The organism is Brevibacillus parabrevis (assembly GCF_022701015.1).
GTDB lineage: Bacteria > Bacillota > Bacilli > Brevibacillales > Brevibacillaceae > Brevibacillus > Brevibacillus parabrevis.
Map to the genome: position 1 here is coordinate 1,512,290 of NZ_CP064090.1, position 15,117 is coordinate 1,527,406.

The 15,117-nt window shown below is 50.3% G+C and carries 17 protein-coding genes; 14 read left to right on the forward strand and 3 right to left on the reverse strand.

Translation table 11 applies throughout. From position 1 onward, the window contains the following. Positions 1-8: 8 nt before the first annotated feature. Together fliS and fliT are read left to right on the forward strand one after the other, a co-directional pair. A complete protein-coding gene (gene fliS / locus IRJ17_RS07210; protein WP_242774003.1) occupies positions 9-386 on the forward strand; it encodes a flagellar export chaperone FliS in 378 nt (125 codons plus the stop codon). Positions 387-393: 7 nt separating this feature from the next. After that, positions 394-756, forward strand: coding sequence for a flagellar protein FliT (fliT, locus tag IRJ17_RS07215; protein WP_242774005.1), 363 nt, complete (start codon positions 394-396; stop codon positions 754-756). A gap of 38 nt (positions 757-794) precedes the next feature. On the opposite strand, the gene IRJ17_RS07220 is transcribed toward fliT, so the two are convergent. Beyond that, positions 795-971 (reverse strand): putative motility protein, encoded by a 177-nt coding sequence (locus tag IRJ17_RS07220; protein WP_173599936.1) that lies wholly within the window; start codon positions 969-971, stop codon positions 795-797. Positions 972-1,122: 151 nt separating this feature from the next. On the opposite strand from IRJ17_RS07220, the gene IRJ17_RS07225 reads away from it, so the two are divergent. From IRJ17_RS07225 to IRJ17_RS07245, 5 genes are all read left to right on the forward strand, one after another. Continuing rightward, on the forward strand, positions 1,123-1,932 hold the full coding sequence (locus IRJ17_RS07225; RefSeq protein ID WP_122966083.1) for a motility protein A: 810 nt from the start codon (positions 1,123-1,125) through the stop codon (positions 1,930-1,932). Continuing rightward, complete coding sequence (locus tag IRJ17_RS07230) at positions 1,925-2,728, forward strand: OmpA family protein (RefSeq protein ID WP_173599937.1); 804 nt, start codon at positions 1,925-1,927, stop codon at positions 2,726-2,728. Before IRJ17_RS07225 ends, IRJ17_RS07230 begins: the two co-directional genes overlap by 8 nt. 377 nt (positions 2,729-3,105) lie before the next feature. After that, complete coding sequence (locus IRJ17_RS07235; RefSeq protein WP_063229276.1) at positions 3,106-3,909, forward strand: basic amino acid ABC transporter substrate-binding protein; 804 nt, start codon at positions 3,106-3,108, stop codon at positions 3,907-3,909. Positions 3,910-3,996: 87 nt separating this feature from the next. Continuing rightward, the gene (locus tag IRJ17_RS07240) at positions 3,997-4,671 is read left to right on the forward strand and encodes an amino acid ABC transporter permease (protein ID WP_063229277.1); all 675 of its coding nucleotides are present in this window, start codon (positions 3,997-3,999) and stop codon (positions 4,669-4,671) included. A gap of 90 nt (positions 4,672-4,761) precedes the next feature. Then, positions 4,762-4,959 carry a cold shock domain-containing protein gene (locus IRJ17_RS07245; RefSeq protein ID WP_063229318.1) on the forward strand — a complete coding sequence of 66 codons (198 nt, stop codon included), beginning with the start codon at positions 4,762-4,764 and terminating at the stop codon, positions 4,957-4,959. A gap of 73 nt (positions 4,960-5,032) precedes the next feature. Here IRJ17_RS07245 and IRJ17_RS07250 read toward each other — a convergent pair whose 3' ends face one another. Continuing rightward, on the reverse strand, positions 5,033-6,085 hold the full coding sequence (locus IRJ17_RS07250) for an HD-GYP domain-containing protein (protein ID WP_217022142.1): 1,053 nt from the start codon (positions 6,083-6,085) through the stop codon (positions 5,033-5,035). Between the two features lie 208 nt (positions 6,086-6,293). On the opposite strand from IRJ17_RS07250, the gene hpf reads away from it, so the two are divergent. The 4 genes from hpf (at position 6,294) to prfB (ending at position 11,574) form a co-directional block, all read left to right on the forward strand. Beyond that, entirely contained in the window at positions 6,294-6,848 is a 555-nt protein-coding gene (gene hpf / locus IRJ17_RS07255) for a ribosome hibernation-promoting factor, HPF/YfiA family (RefSeq protein ID WP_122966087.1), read from the forward strand. Positions 6,849-7,046: 198 nt separating this feature from the next. Then, positions 7,047-9,566: a preprotein translocase subunit SecA gene (gene secA, locus IRJ17_RS07260; RefSeq protein WP_122966088.1), complete on the forward strand. Its 2,520-nt coding sequence runs from the start codon at positions 7,047-7,049 to the stop codon at positions 9,564-9,566. Between the two features lie 320 nt (positions 9,567-9,886). Continuing rightward, the gene (locus tag IRJ17_RS07265; RefSeq protein ID WP_063229281.1) at positions 9,887-10,336 is read left to right on the forward strand and encodes a hypothetical protein; all 450 of its coding nucleotides are present in this window, start codon (positions 9,887-9,889) and stop codon (positions 10,334-10,336) included. Between the two features lie 124 nt (positions 10,337-10,460). Next, positions 10,461-11,574, forward strand: a protein-coding gene (prfB, locus tag IRJ17_RS07270) for a peptide chain release factor 2 (protein ID WP_122966089.1) whose coding sequence is annotated in 2 segments (ribosomal slippage) — positions 10,461-10,541 and positions 10,543-11,574 — 1,113 coding nt in all. Because the reading frame shifts where the segments join, the coding sequence is not laid out codon by codon here. Positions 11,575-11,582: 8 nt separating this feature from the next. On the opposite strand, the gene IRJ17_RS07275 is transcribed toward prfB, so the two are convergent. Further along, positions 11,583-13,001 (reverse strand): PAS domain-containing sensor histidine kinase, encoded by a 1,419-nt coding sequence (locus IRJ17_RS07275; protein WP_242774015.1) that lies wholly within the window; start codon positions 12,999-13,001, stop codon positions 11,583-11,585. Between the two features lie 143 nt (positions 13,002-13,144). On the opposite strand from IRJ17_RS07275, the gene IRJ17_RS07280 reads away from it, so the two are divergent. From IRJ17_RS07280 to argC, 3 genes are all read left to right on the forward strand, one after another. Then, on the forward strand, positions 13,145-13,414 hold the full coding sequence (locus IRJ17_RS07280) for a YciI family protein (protein WP_122966091.1): 270 nt from the start codon (positions 13,145-13,147) through the stop codon (positions 13,412-13,414). Positions 13,415-13,496: 82 nt separating this feature from the next. After that, entirely contained in the window at positions 13,497-13,862 is a 366-nt protein-coding gene (gene cccB / locus IRJ17_RS07285) for a cytochrome c551 (RefSeq protein ID WP_063229284.1), read from the forward strand. Between the two features lie 210 nt (positions 13,863-14,072). Further along, positions 14,073-15,113 (forward strand): N-acetyl-gamma-glutamyl-phosphate reductase, encoded by a 1,041-nt coding sequence (gene argC / locus IRJ17_RS07290; RefSeq protein WP_122966092.1) that lies wholly within the window; start codon positions 14,073-14,075, stop codon positions 15,111-15,113. Positions 15,114-15,117 lie beyond the last annotated feature (4 nt).

Sequence of the window (15,117 nt, forward strand, 5' to 3'; positions counted from 1 at the left end):
TGATGCAGATGTTGCAGAACGCTGCTCAGACATACCAATCCAATCAGGTAACGACCGCTACTCCTGCAGATTTGACATTGATGTTATACAACGGTGCGCTTAAGTTCATTAAACAAGCCAAAAATGCCATCGAAGAAAAAAATGTAACCAAGGCTCATGAGGCCTCTCTGAAAGTGCAAAACATCTTGTATGAGCTTATGTCCACCTTGAACAACGATTATCCTATTTCCAAAGAATTTGTCAAACTTTACGAGTATATGCTCCAACGTACTATTCAAGCAAACATGCGCAAAGATATAGCGATTCTAAGTGAAGTAGAAGAATTGTTTGTTCAATTCCGTGATACGTGGAAAGAAGCCATGCAATTGGCCAAGAAACAAGGATAAGGTGCACATGATGGACAAGATGATGGCTACTCTCTTGGAAAGCTTGCATGAAGCGACACAACGTCTGGAGCAAGCTGTGGCAGTAAAGGAGTCGAATCCGGATGATTGGCTGGCAATTTTGGATGAGCGTGAAGAGTTAATCCATCAAATGCAGGAGAGATTCAGTGCTGGATCAGTGCTGACAGAAGCTCAACGCGTTCAATTGACTCAAATCTATGAAGTAAATCAACGGCTGATTCCTTTGATAGAAGGTTGTAAACAAGGCGTACAACAACAGTTAAACAACCTCCACCGCAGCAAGCTCGCCATGAATTCTTACAACGAGGCAGGTCCAAACGGTTACGGGGCTTTTTTCGATCGAAAAAAATAAAAAAAGGCCGGGTAACCGGCCTTTTTCTTTTCCGAATCTTATACGCGAATATCGATGGCTTTCCCAAGAGTAGGATGACTTGCCTGAGCCACTTGAACGTTGTTCTGGGTCTGGGCCAATCCCTCCAGCATGATAGAAGCTTGTGCTTGCATCGTCTCTTGTACTTGATTGGTTACACTAATGCTAACTGCTTGTTGCAGTTGGATAGCATTCACAGATGGTCACCTCTTTTCAAAAATTTCCTTACCTTTTAATTATCGACATTTTTTAACGTTACTTTCATTACAATCATTTGTCTGTCTTTTGAGCATTCTCTATCTGCTATAATTTAAAGTGATCTGTTTTAAAACTAGGAAGGTGACACCATTGTCCACAAAACGCCGCTCACTCGTCTTGATCGGAGCCGTCCTCCTCATTTTCATACACGCGGTTTACTTGAACGGCAACCTCGGTGATTTGCTGAACGTGACAGCGATTGAACTGGTCGCGCTCTCCGTGGTTGTGTCGTACGCGATCAAGCGCAAGCATCTTGATGTAAAAAAAATCGTCCGCCTTTTGATTCACGGCAGGGACAGCAACGTAGAGGAAACGATCAAGCGCTTCTACTATTACGCGCTCGTTCAAAAAGAACAGGGATATATCGCGCTCGAACGCGAGCTGCACCAGGAGAAAGATTCGTTCGTGCAGCGCGGCAGCCTGCTGGCGGTAGAGGGTGTGCCAGAAGAAGAGCTGCGAATGATTCTGGAAAACGAGCTGAAGGGCGAGCAGTATCGCTATCAGCAGGCAGCTGGCTTCTTCCGGCTGATCAGTTTGCTGGCGCCAGGGATGGGGCTGGTAGGGACGCTGCTCGGGATGACAGGGGTATTGAAGTCGCTCGAAGACATGGCGCTCACTGGGCACAGTCTGAGCGCAGCGGTGGTCGCCACGCTCTATGGCGCGCTCCTTGCGAATTTGTTCGCTCTGCCGTGTTACTACCGGATGATGGACTTGTATGACCGGGAAATGTTTGAAAAACGGCTCTACATCGAAGGCTGTGTTGGATTGCAGCGGATGGAGACGCCGCGCCTGTTGTTTGAGAAGCTCAATTCGTTTTTGCCTGGCGACCAGAAGCTGGTGCTCGTCAAGGAGCCTGGCAGCATGAAGGGCACGATTGAAAGGCAGGATCGCTATGCATGACGATCGGTTGTACGACGAGAAGGAGCTGGAGAAAAGCTGGCTGATCAGCTACAGTGACTTGATTACGCTGTTGTTTGTCATCGTGATCATCATCGCAGCGACGCAGTTGACCAGGATTCAGACCGAGCGCGAGGCTGCCAAAAAGGAGCAGGTGGAGCACGAGGCCAATCTTAAGCAGGTGCATCAAAGCCTTGATCTGTTGAATTTGCAAAAGCTCGAGCTGGAGCGCGAGATTCATCAGCTGGAGGGGCAAAAGAAGGTGCTCACAGGCACGATTGACGAGAAAGGCTCGCAGGAGCAAGAAATGGCGAACTTGCCTAAGCCGCCTGTTGGCATGCCAGACTCGGGTGAACGCGATATGGAGACGGTGCACAACCAGCTCTCCTCTGCTCTGGCGGAACTGAATCTGGACTATGAGGAGACCGAAGAGGGATTGCGTATCCGGCTTCCGGAGAAAATTTTGTTCGGCAGCGGCTCTGCTGATCTTCAGGAGCAGGGGAAAGAGGTCGTAGGCACCGTAGCCCAGGTGTTGCAGCGCTATGAGCACAAAGTGCGGATTGAGGGCTACACGGACGATGTGCCGATCTCGCGCAGTTCATTCAAATCCAACTGGGAGCTGTCCTCTGCCCGCGCCATTGCAGTAATGCGGGAAATGGTTGATGCATATTCCTTGCCGGCATCGCGCTTTACGGTCGCGGGATTGGGAGAATACAAGCCGCTCGTGGATAATTCCAACGATGAGAACCGCGCGCGCAACCGGCGAGTGGAGATTATTATTTTGGCGGAAAAAGAATAATTCGTATTTTTCTGATAAATTAATGTTTTTAGGCAGGATTTTTATATACAGGATAGAAGTATATCCGGTGTATACGAATCCTGTTTTTTCTTGTGAAAAACGTCTCGGCGGTTTTCATGAAAGCGGATATGTCGCTTTGCGGCCAACCAAACGGTCTTGACCATTTGTTGCCAGCTCCGGTTCTATCTCTCCTATCGCTTCCGTAACCATAGTACCAGGGCCGCAGAACAAGCAGGAAAATAGTTATACCCAGCTTGTGCACAACGCTATGTGGATAATGTGGATAACTTTGTGGAGAACGCAAAAAACACACGATTTCCATGTGGACAGTGCTGGGGAAAAGTATGCTATACAGAGAGAAACAAGGGGGATTTCGAATGGGTTTCGGGAAAAAGTGGTTCAAGTCTCTTGTGCTGGTAGCAGGTGTGGGGCTTTTGGTCTCTGCCTGTGGTTCGGGAGGCCAGCAGTCTTCGGGAAGCGGTACGAGCGGTGGCGGTTCCCAGGACAAAGTATACGTGGTCGGAACGGATGCGGCTTACCCGCCATTCCAAATGCTTGAGGCTGACAAGATCAGCGGGCATGACATCGATGTGATGAATGCGATTGCGGAAGCGGGAGGATTCAAGATCGAGTGGAAAAACACAGGCTGGGACCCGCTGTTTGACGGCCTGGACAAAGGCACGGTGGACATCGGGATATCGTCCATCACGATCACGGACAAGCGCAAGGAGAAATACGACTTCTCGGATTCGTACTTCGAGGCGAATCAATTGATTTTGGTCGCAGAAGACTCCCCTGTCAGCAAGCTGGCTGATCTGAAAGGCAAAAAGATCGGGGTACAAGCTGCCACTACAGGGGAAGAGGTGGTCAAAAAGGCGTTTGGCGATACGTATGAAGGCTTGAAAGGCTATGACGACATGCCTTCGTCTGTGGACGACTTCTTCAATGGCCGTGTCGATGCAGTTGTAGGTGATAATGGCGTACTGCAATATTACGTAAATAAAATCAAAGACAAGAAATTCAAACTGATCAAGGACGACTCTTTTGAAAAAGAATTTTACGGCATCATGGTCAAAAAAGGAAACACAGACGCTCTGAACAAAATCAACGACGGCCTGAAGAAAATCAAGGAAAATGGCAAGCTCCAAGAAATTTATACCCAGTATTTCGGCAGCAAGTAGTCAGCGACAACAAGCCGGGTGCGCCGCGAGGACGCGCCCGGTGTTTGTGAACTCCAGTGCTGACACACAGGAAGGGAGGACTTGCCATTGGACTGGAGCGTCATCTATGAGTACAGGGAACTGTTTATCCGCGGCATTATCAATACGATTTTACTGACGGCAGTAGCTACCGTTTGCGGGACTTTCCTCGGGCTGTTTATCAGCTTGGGCAAAATGTCGACCAACCGCTTTTGGCGGTGGACATGCTCCATTTATGTAGAGTTGTTTCGGGGAACGCCGATGCTGGTGCAAATTTTGCTGATCCACTTCGCCGTCATTCCGTCGATATGGGCGTTGTTTTTTCCGGGAGAGAACAGTCCTGAAGCGATATATTCCGGTTTTGTAGCGTTGTCGCTCAATGCTGCTGCGTACATCGCCGAGATTTTTCGGGCGGGGATTCAATCGATCGATCCAGGGCAGATGGAAGCGGCGCGCTCGCTGGGGATGACAAAGGGGCTGGCGATGCGCCTGATTGTATTGCCACAGGCGTTTACGCGCATGCTGCCGGCGATCGGGAACGAATTTATTGCCCTCTTGAAGGATTCGTCCCTTTGTGCGGTAATCGCGACCCCAGAGTTGAACTACGCCGCCATGAACGTGGCGAAGAGCACATTTGAGCGCTACCCTCCTTACTTGACGGAGGCAGCCGTCTACCTGGTGCTGACACTGTTTTTGTCACGGGTCGTCGTGCGCGGCCTGGAGAAAAAATATTCTACGAGATAGAAGAATGCGTTTCCTCGAATTGGGGAGACTATGGTTGTACACAAAGGATTTTTATCCAAATTTTTACAAAAGAAAGGGTTGTGCTGTTTCATGCAAGGCAAAGTTAAATGGTTTAACGCAGAAAAAGGATTCGGTTTTATCGAGCGGGAAAATGGCGATGATGTATTCGTCCACTTCTCGGCCATTCAAACGGATGGATTTCGCACACTGGAAGAAGGACAAGCTGTGGAATTTGATATCGTGGAGGGCGACCGCGGGCCACAGGCAGCGAACGTCGTCAAACTGTAAAACATATCGATGACAGCAAATCCCCCTGGCCGCGCTACCGGCTCAGGGGGATTTTTAGTAAGGCAGCTGTAGTTCAGCTGATCATTCTCGTAATGAATAGCTCCCGATAATCGCGCAAATCCACAAATTCGTCTCCTCTGCGAACGAGTGGACGCATGGGTTCATCCGTATGAATCATGATGATTTCGACGTGGTCGCCATTGTTGAGCAAAGCCTGGGAGCCGACATACAGCAAAATGATGTACTGGATAAAGCGGGAGACGATCAGCGGATTCAACTTGCCCTGGCATGCCAGTTCCCACAGGACGTTGGCAGCCTGAAAAGGAGAGGTGCCGCGACGATAGACGCGATCCGTACATATGGCATCAAAAACGTCTGCCACGCTGATGATCTGGCACTCAAAGGGGATGTCTTTCTTTTTGCGGCCGAGTGGATAGCCGCTGCCATCGAGACGCTCATGGTGCATCAAGGCGCATCTGGCAATCCATTCGTCAGCGTCTTCCATCGATAGGAGCAGCTCATTGCCGTAGATGGTGTGGCGTTTCATGATCTCATACTCTTCATCGGTCAAGCGGTCTGGCTTGGCTAAAATCTCATCCGGGATCATCATTTTCCCGACGTCGTGCAAAAGACCTGCTTGTCCCAGGCGATAGATTTCCTCCTGGGGTCGTCCTAAAATTTTTCCTATCAGGGCAGCCACGATTCCTACATGAAGAGAATGGCGGTACGTGTAGTCTTCCGTCCCTTCTTTGATGTAGATGAACCGAAGAAAGCCCATTTGCTGGAGAACCTGATCCAGCAGCGGATAAAACGTGCTGTTGAACTGCTGCAAGGGAGGAACAGAACCTGTAGCGATCTGTTTGAATAAATGCTCGGTTTGCTTGACTGCTGCAATGTACTCACGGGCAGCCTGTGCCTCGTTCCAATGCAGCATGGGCAACGGCACCTCAGGAGTTTCCTGTTCAGAAGCGACATGCACCGACTGGATTTGATGCGCTTCCAAAAGGCGAATGTCACTCATGTGAAGGACAGCTCCGGCGGGCAAAAGAAGCAGGCCGTACTCATTGTAGACGTCTTGCGCGAGCGTTGTGCCAATAATGGAATGAGAAGGTTTCACCTCTGCCATGAGGATTCCTCCAGTGCGATGACGACCGCGATATATAGGATAGAGTGATTACCCTTCTATTATAGCATAGGGCATCTAGTAAGTATTGGTAAAATTCTGTCGACTGTTGCCGGATTGTAAAATTTTCACTAAGATTTTTTTGAGATTGGAGCAGGATTATTTACAGGGGTGCCGAATACCTATATATAGACGGAAGGAGGTTGGAACCATGAAATTTAACATTCGTGGAGAAAACATTCAAGTCACCGCAGCACTGAGAGAGTATGTGGAAAAGAAAGTCGGCCGTCTCGAAAAATATTTCGAAACAACGCCTGCCGATGTACAAGTTACCATGCATGTACATCGCGGAGAAGGCACGATCGAGGTAACTATCCCGCTTGCCGGGGTCATTATCCGAGCAGAAGAAACACACGAGGATATGTATGCCGCTATTGATCTGGTGGCAGAAAAGCTCGAGCGTCAAGTTCGCAAGCACAAAACGAAATTGATGCGCAAGCTGCGAGTTGATTCCGCTGCGAAAGTAGGCCAGCGCGACAGTCAATCCGTAGCTGTGATAATACCAGATGTCGATGAGGAAGATGTTGATATCGATATTGTCAGAACAAAACGTTTCGACTTAAAACCGATGGATGCGCAGGAAGCCGTCATGCAGATGGATATGCTGGGACACAGCTTCTTCGTTTTCCAAAATAGCGACACCAACGATGTCAGCGTGGTGTACCGCCGCAACGACGGGCGCTATGGATTAATTGAACCGAAATAACGAAACTTTACACCTTGTTACTCGTATAAGACTAGGGAGTTGCTTTTGGCAACTCCCTTTACTTGTGTATATGAGCTTCTATTTGTTAAAATAGCTTTTTAGAAAGTCTTATTTTCGTAGAATCGATCTTATTTTATTTCAGGCTTAGGCCAAATCATACGATATGTTTGTTCGGAAGCATATGGAAGGGGTGTCCTCATGTTAGGACTCGTTAAAAAGATATTTGGCGACAGCAACGAACGTGAAGTAAAAAAAATGTTCAAGCGCGTGGAAGCAATCAATGCGCTGGAATCAACTGTATCTGCGCTTTCCGATGACCAGCTGCGGGAAAAAACAGCGGAATTTAAAGCGAGACTTGCTCAGGGAGAGCCGCTCGACAAAATTTTGAATGAAGCATTTGCTGTTGTCCGCGAAGCATCCAAGCGGGTTTTGGGCATGCGTCACTTCGATGTTCAGCTGATTGGTGGTATGGTGCTGCAAGAAGGCCGTATCTCCGAGATGAAAACCGGTGAGGGGAAAACATTGGTTGCCACCCTGGCAACGTACCTCAATGCTTTGCTCGGCAAAGGCGTTCACGTCGTAACTGTGAACGAATACTTGGCAGAGCGCGACTCGCGGATCATGGGTCAGCTCTACAACTTCCTGGGGCTGACAGTCGGTCTGAACAAAAACGGACTGAGCCCGGAAGAAAAGCGGGAAGCTTACGCTTGTGATATTACGTACGGTACGAACAACGAGTTCGGTTTTGACTATTTGCGGGACAACATGGTTCTGTACAAAGAACAGATGGTGCAACGTCCGCTCTTTTTTGCCATCATTGACGAGGTGGACAGCATCCTGATCGACGAGGCGCGTACTCCGTTGATTATTTCCGGATCGGCCAACAAATCGACTGAGCTGTACTACATCTGCTCGCATTTTGTGAAGCGGCTGGAGCCGGAAAAAGACTTTACCATTGATGAAAAGCTGAAAATCGTCAACCTCACGGACGAAGGGGTAGGCAAGGTTGAGCAAGCTTTCAATATCGACAACCTGTACGACACGGCGCACATCACGTTGAACCACCATATTACCGCGGCGCTGAAAGCACAAGTGCTGTTCAAGCTTGACGTGGACTATGTGGTGCAGGAAGGCGAGGTTGTGATCGTCGACGAGTTCACAGGACGTCTGATGGTCGGCCGCCGCTACAGCGATGGCTTGCACCAGGCGATCGAAGCCAAGGAAGGGCTGCGCGTGCAAAGCGAGAGCATGACACTCGCGACGATTACGCTGCAAAACTACTTCCGTATGTACGAGAAGCTGGCAGGTATGACGGGTACGGCCAAAACCGAGGAAGAAGAGTTCAAAAAGATTTACGGCCTAGATGTCGTGGTCATTCCGACGAACAAGCCAGTCATTCGTCAAGACATGCCTGACCTGGTGTTCAAGACAGAAGCAGCCAAGTATCGTGCGGTTGTAAACGATATCGTCGAGCGTCATAAAAAAGGCCAGCCGATTCTCGTTGGTACGATTTCCATTGAGAACTCTGAGCGCCTGTCGCATATGTTGAAGCAAAAAGGCGTTCCGCACAGCGTATTGAATGCGAAGCACCATGAGCGCGAGGCGGAAATCGTCGCTCGTGCCGGTCAGTACGGGGCAGTGACGATTGCTACCAACATGGCCGGTCGCGGTACCGACATCCAGTTGGGTGAAGGCGTAGCGGACTTGGGCGGTCTGCACATCATCGGTACAGAGCGCCACGAGAGCCGCCGGATCGACAACCAGCTGCGCGGACGTGCCGGACGTCAAGGGGACCCGGGTTCTTCCCAGTTCTTCCTGTCGATGCAGGATGAGCTGATGCGTCGCTTTGGCGCGGACAACATCATGAACATGATGGATCGCTTGGGCATGGAAGAAGACATGCCGATCGAGAGCCGTCTGGTGACTCGCGCGGTTGAATCCGCCCAGAAACGTGTCGAAGGCTCTAACTTCGATGCACGTAAAGGCGTACTCCAGTACGACGACGTGATGAACCAGCAGCGTCTCGTTGTTTACAAGCAGCGCAAAGACATCCTGGAGCAAGCTAACTTGAGCGATGTCGCGTTGAATATGATCTACAGCGTGCTGGAGCGTGCCGTCGAACAGCATTGTCCAAAAGAAGAGGTTCCAGAGGATTGGGATCTGCAAGCATTGGCAGATGCGGCGAACAACGGCTTCCTGCACGAAGAGAACATTACCGTTTCCATGCTGAAAGGCAAAGAAGCAGAAGAAATTCTCGAGCTTTTGAAAGCCGAAGTCAACAAACAGTACAAAGAGCGCGAAGCTCAAATCGGCGAGATGATGCGCGAGTTCGAAAAAGTGGTCATTCTGCGCGCTGTCGACAGCAAGTGGATGGATCATATCGATGCGATGGATCAGCTGCGCCAAGGGATTCACCTGCGCGCCTATGCGCAAAACGATCCGTTGCGCGAATACCAGTTTGAAGGCTACGAGATGTATCAAGCCATGCTTGCTTCCGTACAGGAAGAGGTGGCAATGTACATCATGAAGGCTGAAGTGAGCCAAAACCTGGAGCGCCAGGACGTCATCCGCGGCCAAGGCATTGATCCAAGCCAGCTGCAAACTTCCGGCCCTTCGGAAAATCCGGAAGCGGAAGAGTCCAACGATGCGGACCCGAAAAACCGCGCACAGCGCCGTGCTCAGGAACAGGAACGCCGCCGTCAAAACAAAAAACAGTAGGTCAATCGAGCACTCCTCTTTGCAGCCGCATTTTGCTGCGAGAGGGGTGCTTTTTTCATTTCTTTGCTCAAAAGAAGTGGCATCTCGACACAATGAGAGCATGTAGTCGCCAAAAAGCTCGAACAAGCCGAATTTGCAAATTGTTTCCTGACGCATAGACACTATTCGTCCTGATCTTTTCCTCGCCGCCTGTTATGGTCGGTCTATTTGTCTAACACTGGTAAAAGTCATCGAACGATTCAGGTGGAAATGTTCGGAAAAATCAATAGAATCATAAGTACAACACTTTTACCAAATACACGGGGACGGGGGAATGGGACATGAAAGCGACAGTCAACGTGATGGGCATACAGACGAAAAACATGATGGAGAGAATCGGGGTTACACTCAAAGCGGTATTGAAAACAGCGGGAGAACATAAAAAAGTCAAATGGATCGCGAAGGAAGAGCGCGGGGAGGAGCCGGCCGTCTTTACCGCAGAAGACCCTGTCTTCTATGAAGAACGGCTGACAGCAGAGATCCCGGAGCCGAACTGGACGCAAGGAGTGCTCATTCCGCCAAAAGGCATGCTGGATCAACGCCAGCGAAGTCCGGTGGCTGCGGGGCAGAGAAAACGCAGAGTAGAACGAAGCAAACAAATGATACGCAAACGAGCGGTACAGGTGCGCAAGGATCATCTCTCATTGGTGGTGGCGCCGCAGGCGGATAATAAACAACCACATGAAATCCGAGACTTGAGATCCTCGCCATCACCGCCGATGGCCACATAGCAGAGCACACGCCAGACAAAAGGCGAATCACACTTTTTACGCACGGCAGGTTGCCAGGTTTGCGGATCTAGCGAATTACGTTACAATAAACTTAGCTTACGTAAAGAGAAGGTGACTCGCAAAAATGGCATTGATCGATATTGCGGACATCAAACAAGAGATGTCCAGTATGGCTAAGCGTTTAGCGGATATCAGGGGGTCTCTTTGACCTCCCTGTAAAGGAAGAGCGGATCGGCGAATTGGAAGAGCGCATGCTTGCTCCAGACTTCTGGGACGACAACGAGGCTGCGCAAAAAACAATCAGCGAGCTGAACGCCATCAAAAGTCTTGTCGAGACGATGGGCAAGCTGGATTCCCAATACGAAGACCTCCAGTTGATGCTGGAACTCGTCATCGAAGAAGGCGAAACTTCCCTCATCCAGGATTTGTACGACAGTACCCAGGAGCTGAGAAAGTCGTTTGAAAGCTTTGAGCTGGAGCTGCTTTTAAGCGATCAATACGACAAAAACAACGCGATCCTGGAGCTGCATCCTGGTGCCGGGGGAACGGAGTCGCAAGATTGGGCATCCATGCTCTTGCGAATGTATACACGTTGGGGGGATGCCAAAGGCTTTAAGGTCGAGACACTCGACTATCTGCCAGGGGATGAAGCAGGTGTCAAAAGCGTTACCCTCCTGATCAAAGGGTACAACGCTTATGGATATTTGAAATCGGAAAAAGGCGTGCACCGTCTCGTGCGCATTTCCCCATTTGATGCCTCCGGGCGTCGCCATACATCATTTGTTTCCTGCAACGTTCTCCCGGAAATTGAGGACGACAATGCAGTCGACATCCGCACGGAAGACCTCAAGATCGACACCTATCGTTCCAGTGGTGCGGGTGGTCAGCACATCAACACGACTGACTCCGCTGTCCGGATTACCCACTTGCCGTCAGGCATTGTGGTTACGTGCCAAACCGAGCGCTCACAAATCAAAAACAGGGAGCGGGCGATGAAAATGCTGACGGCTCGCCTGTTTGAAAAAAAGAGGGAGGAGCAGGAAAAGACGCTGGCTGCGATTCAGGGCGAGCAGAAGGATATCGCCTGGGGAAGCCAGATTCGTTCCTACGTTTTCCATCCGTACAGCTTGGTAAAAGACCACCGGACGAACATGGAGGTAGGAAACGTTCAGGCTGTCATGGACGGCGAGATCGACGCTTTTATCGACGCGTATCTGCGCGCGCAGATCAATCGATAGAGAGTCGCTTATGACTGCACGACTTTCGGCAAAGTAATCATGACGGTGGTTCCTTTGCCGAGTTTGCTCGTGATTTCAAGCGTACCACCATGATCGCGAATGATTTTGGAGCTTACGAGAAGCCCCAGACCCGTTCCGGTTTCTTTTGTACTGTAAAATAGCTCTCCCAATCGCGGAAGCAGCTCCTCGGGTATGCCGTGGCCTTGATCGGTTACCCGAACCAGGACGTTCTGATCGTCCTCGACGACTGCGATGGAGAGGATTCCTCCTGACGGCATGGCTTCCATGCCGTTTTTTATGATGTTGATAAACACTTGTTTGATTTGATACTCCTCACAAGGAATCAGCGAAGTAGCTGACGGAAAATGTGTCACGATATTCACGTTTTTTAACAGCGCTTGTGGCGCAAGCAGCTTGATGACAGAGTGAAGCAGCGGCAGCAGACCGTTTGGCGCGTACCGCTGAGTCTGTGGCTTGGCCATCAGCAAAAGCTCGCTCGTGATGGAAGAGATGCGCTCGATTTCGGAAAGCATGATTTGCACATATTGATGGTTTGTTGCCGGTTCGCTTTCCATCAATTGCAGGAATCCTTTCAATGAAGTGAGCGGATTGCGGATTTCGTGCGCGATGCCTGCGGCAAGCTCGCCGAGGGCGGAGAGCTTGTCCGAGTAACGCAGCAGCTCCTCCGAATGCCGCCGCTCTGTAATATCGCGGGCAACGATTACGGTATTTTTCACGTGGCCGTCTGCTCCGATGTCCGGCGTTCCTTTGAACTCAAAAATAAGCATCCGGCCATCGGGATGACGATACGAATACTCGGCTTCCAGTGGTATCTTGTCCACGATCATCTTTTGAAAATCAAGGCTGGCGGCTTGACGCTGCTCAGGCTGTATCAAAACGGAAAAGTGCCGGAGCAAAATGTGTGAGGCAGACAGACCAAGAACGGATTGAATCGATGGCGATGCATATGTAATGTGCCCGTTCAAGTCGACAATCAAAATCAGATCCATGATGTTTTCCGAAATCAGCCGAAAATTTTCTTGCATGAAAAGTAACGCTTCTTCTGTCTGCTTTTGGCGTGTAACATCCTTGGCAATCGAATAGCGGCAAACGATTTCTCCGTTATGAAAGATTGGGAAGCTGGAGATGCTGATCTCCAAATAACGTCCGTCCCGATGTCGGAGACGGTACGGTATATTTTTGCGAACGCCTTCTTTAAGCAGGCTAACCAGTCTTTCCTTGTCCGGCTGAGGAACAGGGGCAATCAGCTCCCACATTTTCATCCGCAGCAGTTCAGGAGCGGAGTAGCCCAACAGTTCTTCTCCTGCGGCGTTGACGCCAGTAAGGTTGCCATGCATGTCGATAATGTAAACAGCATCGGGATTGTTATGGAAGAGCGAATTGTACAACTGCAACTGCGTACCCATACCTGACCGCCTTTCTGTCGCTTCTTGCTCCATTTCAAAACGTTCGCTGTAGAGTGAAAAAATCCTACCCGGGCTAAAGTCCTGATTGTCAAATATGGTATACTGCAAACAAACGCACGAACTGATAAGGAGAGGGTTCACGCATGTTGTATGTCGCTTTTTTGCCGATTGTTGATCAGGAATTGAATGCCAAAATCAGGCCAGCGCATTTGGAGTATATTAACGATCTGTACCGTCAGGACAAGGTGTTTATGGCAGGACCATTCACGGACAAGCAGGGCGGTCTGGTCATCTACAAGGCAGAGTCCTTGGAAGAAGCGCGCAAACTGGCCGAAGCCGATCCGGTCGTAGTAGAAGGGGCGCGGACTTTGGAGCTGCGCGAGTGGAGCCCGCTTGAACTGCCTTTGACCTAAATTCGGCAGGGAGAGGAATGAAGAAGTCGTCGTCGAGGCATACTTAGCGAAGAATTTCTACTTAAATAAGGAGGGAACAGCCTTGAAACGCATCCCGTTCACCCTGCTTGCGGCTGTACTCACATTCTCGCTAGGCGCCTGTGGCGGCGGCAATCAGCAGACGCAACCCCCTGCTGAGAAGCCGGCTACTGAATCGCCTTCCACCACGGCTCCATCCGGCAGCTACGATGCTGCAACGGCAGAAACGCTGTTTAAAAACACCTGTGCCGGGTGCCACGGCCAATCGCTGGAGGGCGCAGTTGGTCCCAACCTGCAAAAGATTGGCTCGGAACTGACAAAAGATCAAATCTTGGAAGTGTTGAACAAAGGCAAGGGCGCGATGCCGCCTGGACTGGTAAAAGGGACAGACGCGGAAAACATCGCAGCTTGGCTTGCTGACAAAAAGTAAATAACGGCAAGAACGAAGCGCTCGGAGAATATCCGGGCGTTTTTTTATTGCTAGGGACTTATAAAAATTCATGCTGGCGAAGAACCAATTAAGGCTGAGCACCAGCAGAAAAATTAGCGCATACAGATTTGCCAGTTGTATTTCATCTGAATTTTTATTATCATTCATGTATAAAAATACAAAAACGGATATAAAGAAAGGGAGAGGTTCATGGTTCGGGTCGGAATCGTTGGGGCAACTGGTTACGGCGGAGCGGAATTGATTCGTCTGCTGGCTGGCCACCCTCAAGTTGAAATAGCAAATGTATATTCAAGCTCGGCGGATGGAGAGGGACTGGAAAAAACGTTTCCGCATGTAAGCGGGCTGGGGTTGCCAAAGCTTTTGCCTATTGATGCGGACAGCATGAGCAAAGCGAATGATTTGATTTTTCTGGCCACGCCTGCGGGGGTCAGCGCCGGATTGTCTCCACAACTCGTCGAGAGCGGCGTGAAGGTGATCGATCTGTCCGGCGATTTTCGGTTGGAGAAGGGCGATGTATACAAAGCCTGGTATAAAAAAGAGCCAGCGCCAGCCAGCTTTGTCGAGCAGGCGGCATACGGACTGACGGAATGGAATCAGGAGCAGGTCGCAGGTGCCAGCCTCATTGCCAATCCGGGATGCTATCCGACAGCGGCACTCCTCGCTTTGATTCCTTTGATGAAAAGCGGGTGGGTCAAGCCGAACAGTTGGATCGTTGACGCCAAGTCAGGTGTTTCCGGGGCAGGCCGAGGTGTTTCGCTCGGCGTTCACTACAGCGAAATCAACGAAAGCATCCATGCTTACAAAGTAGGCAGCCACCAGCATACGCCAGAGATTGAGCAGGAGTTGCACAAGCAGAGCGGCGTGGAGACGATCGTGCAGTTTACTCCTCACCTCGTGCCGATGACGCGCGGGATTTTGGTCACGGCTTACGGTCAACTGAGCCAGGAGGTAAGCCAGGCGCAAATACAGGAGCTGTACGAAGCGACTTATGCTGACAAACCGTTTGTCCGTGTACGTCCAGCGGGAAGCTATCCGCATACGAAGGAAGTGTACGGCTCCAATTACTGCGACATCGCCATTCATGTAGATCAGCGTACGGGTCGGGTCGTTTTGCTGTCCGTGATCGACAACATGATGAAGGGGGCAGCAGGCCAAGCGGTGCAAAATATGAACGTCATGTTCGGAATGCCAGAAAAAACGGGTTTGCCGCTCGTTCCGGTATTCCCGTAGAGGA

Excerpts from the sequence above, each read along its gene's own strand:
- fliS (WP_242774003.1), top strand. The coding sequence starts at position 9 with ATGTTGCAGAACGCTGCTCAGACATACCAATCCAATCAGGTAACGACC.
- fliT (WP_242774005.1), top strand. The coding sequence starts at position 394 with ATGATGGACAAGATGATGGCTACTCTCTTGGAAAGCTTGCATGAAGCG.
- IRJ17_RS07230 (WP_173599937.1), top strand. The coding sequence starts at position 1,925 with ATGCATGACGATCGGTTGTACGACGAGAAGGAGCTGGAGAAAAGCTGG.
- IRJ17_RS07235 (WP_063229276.1), top strand. The coding sequence starts at position 3,106 with ATGGGTTTCGGGAAAAAGTGGTTCAAGTCTCTTGTGCTGGTAGCAGGT.
- IRJ17_RS07245 (WP_063229318.1), top strand. The coding sequence starts at position 4,762 with ATGCAAGGCAAAGTTAAATGGTTTAACGCAGAAAAAGGATTCGGTTTT.
- IRJ17_RS07250 (WP_217022142.1), bottom strand. The coding sequence starts at position 6,085 with ATGGCAGAGGTGAAACCTTCTCATTCCATTATTGGCACAACGCTCGCG.
- hpf (WP_122966087.1), top strand. The coding sequence starts at position 6,294 with ATGAAATTTAACATTCGTGGAGAAAACATTCAAGTCACCGCAGCACTG.
- secA (WP_122966088.1), top strand. The coding sequence starts at position 7,047 with ATGTTAGGACTCGTTAAAAAGATATTTGGCGACAGCAACGAACGTGAA.
- IRJ17_RS07265 (WP_063229281.1), top strand. The coding sequence starts at position 9,887 with ATGAAAGCGACAGTCAACGTGATGGGCATACAGACGAAAAACATGATG.
- IRJ17_RS07275 (WP_242774015.1), bottom strand. The coding sequence starts at position 13,001 with ATGGGTACGCAGTTGCAGTTGTACAATTCGCTCTTCCATAACAATCCC.
- IRJ17_RS07280 (WP_122966091.1), top strand. The coding sequence starts at position 13,145 with ATGTTGTATGTCGCTTTTTTGCCGATTGTTGATCAGGAATTGAATGCC.
- argC (WP_122966092.1), top strand. The coding sequence starts at position 14,073 with ATGGTTCGGGTCGGAATCGTTGGGGCAACTGGTTACGGCGGAGCGGAA.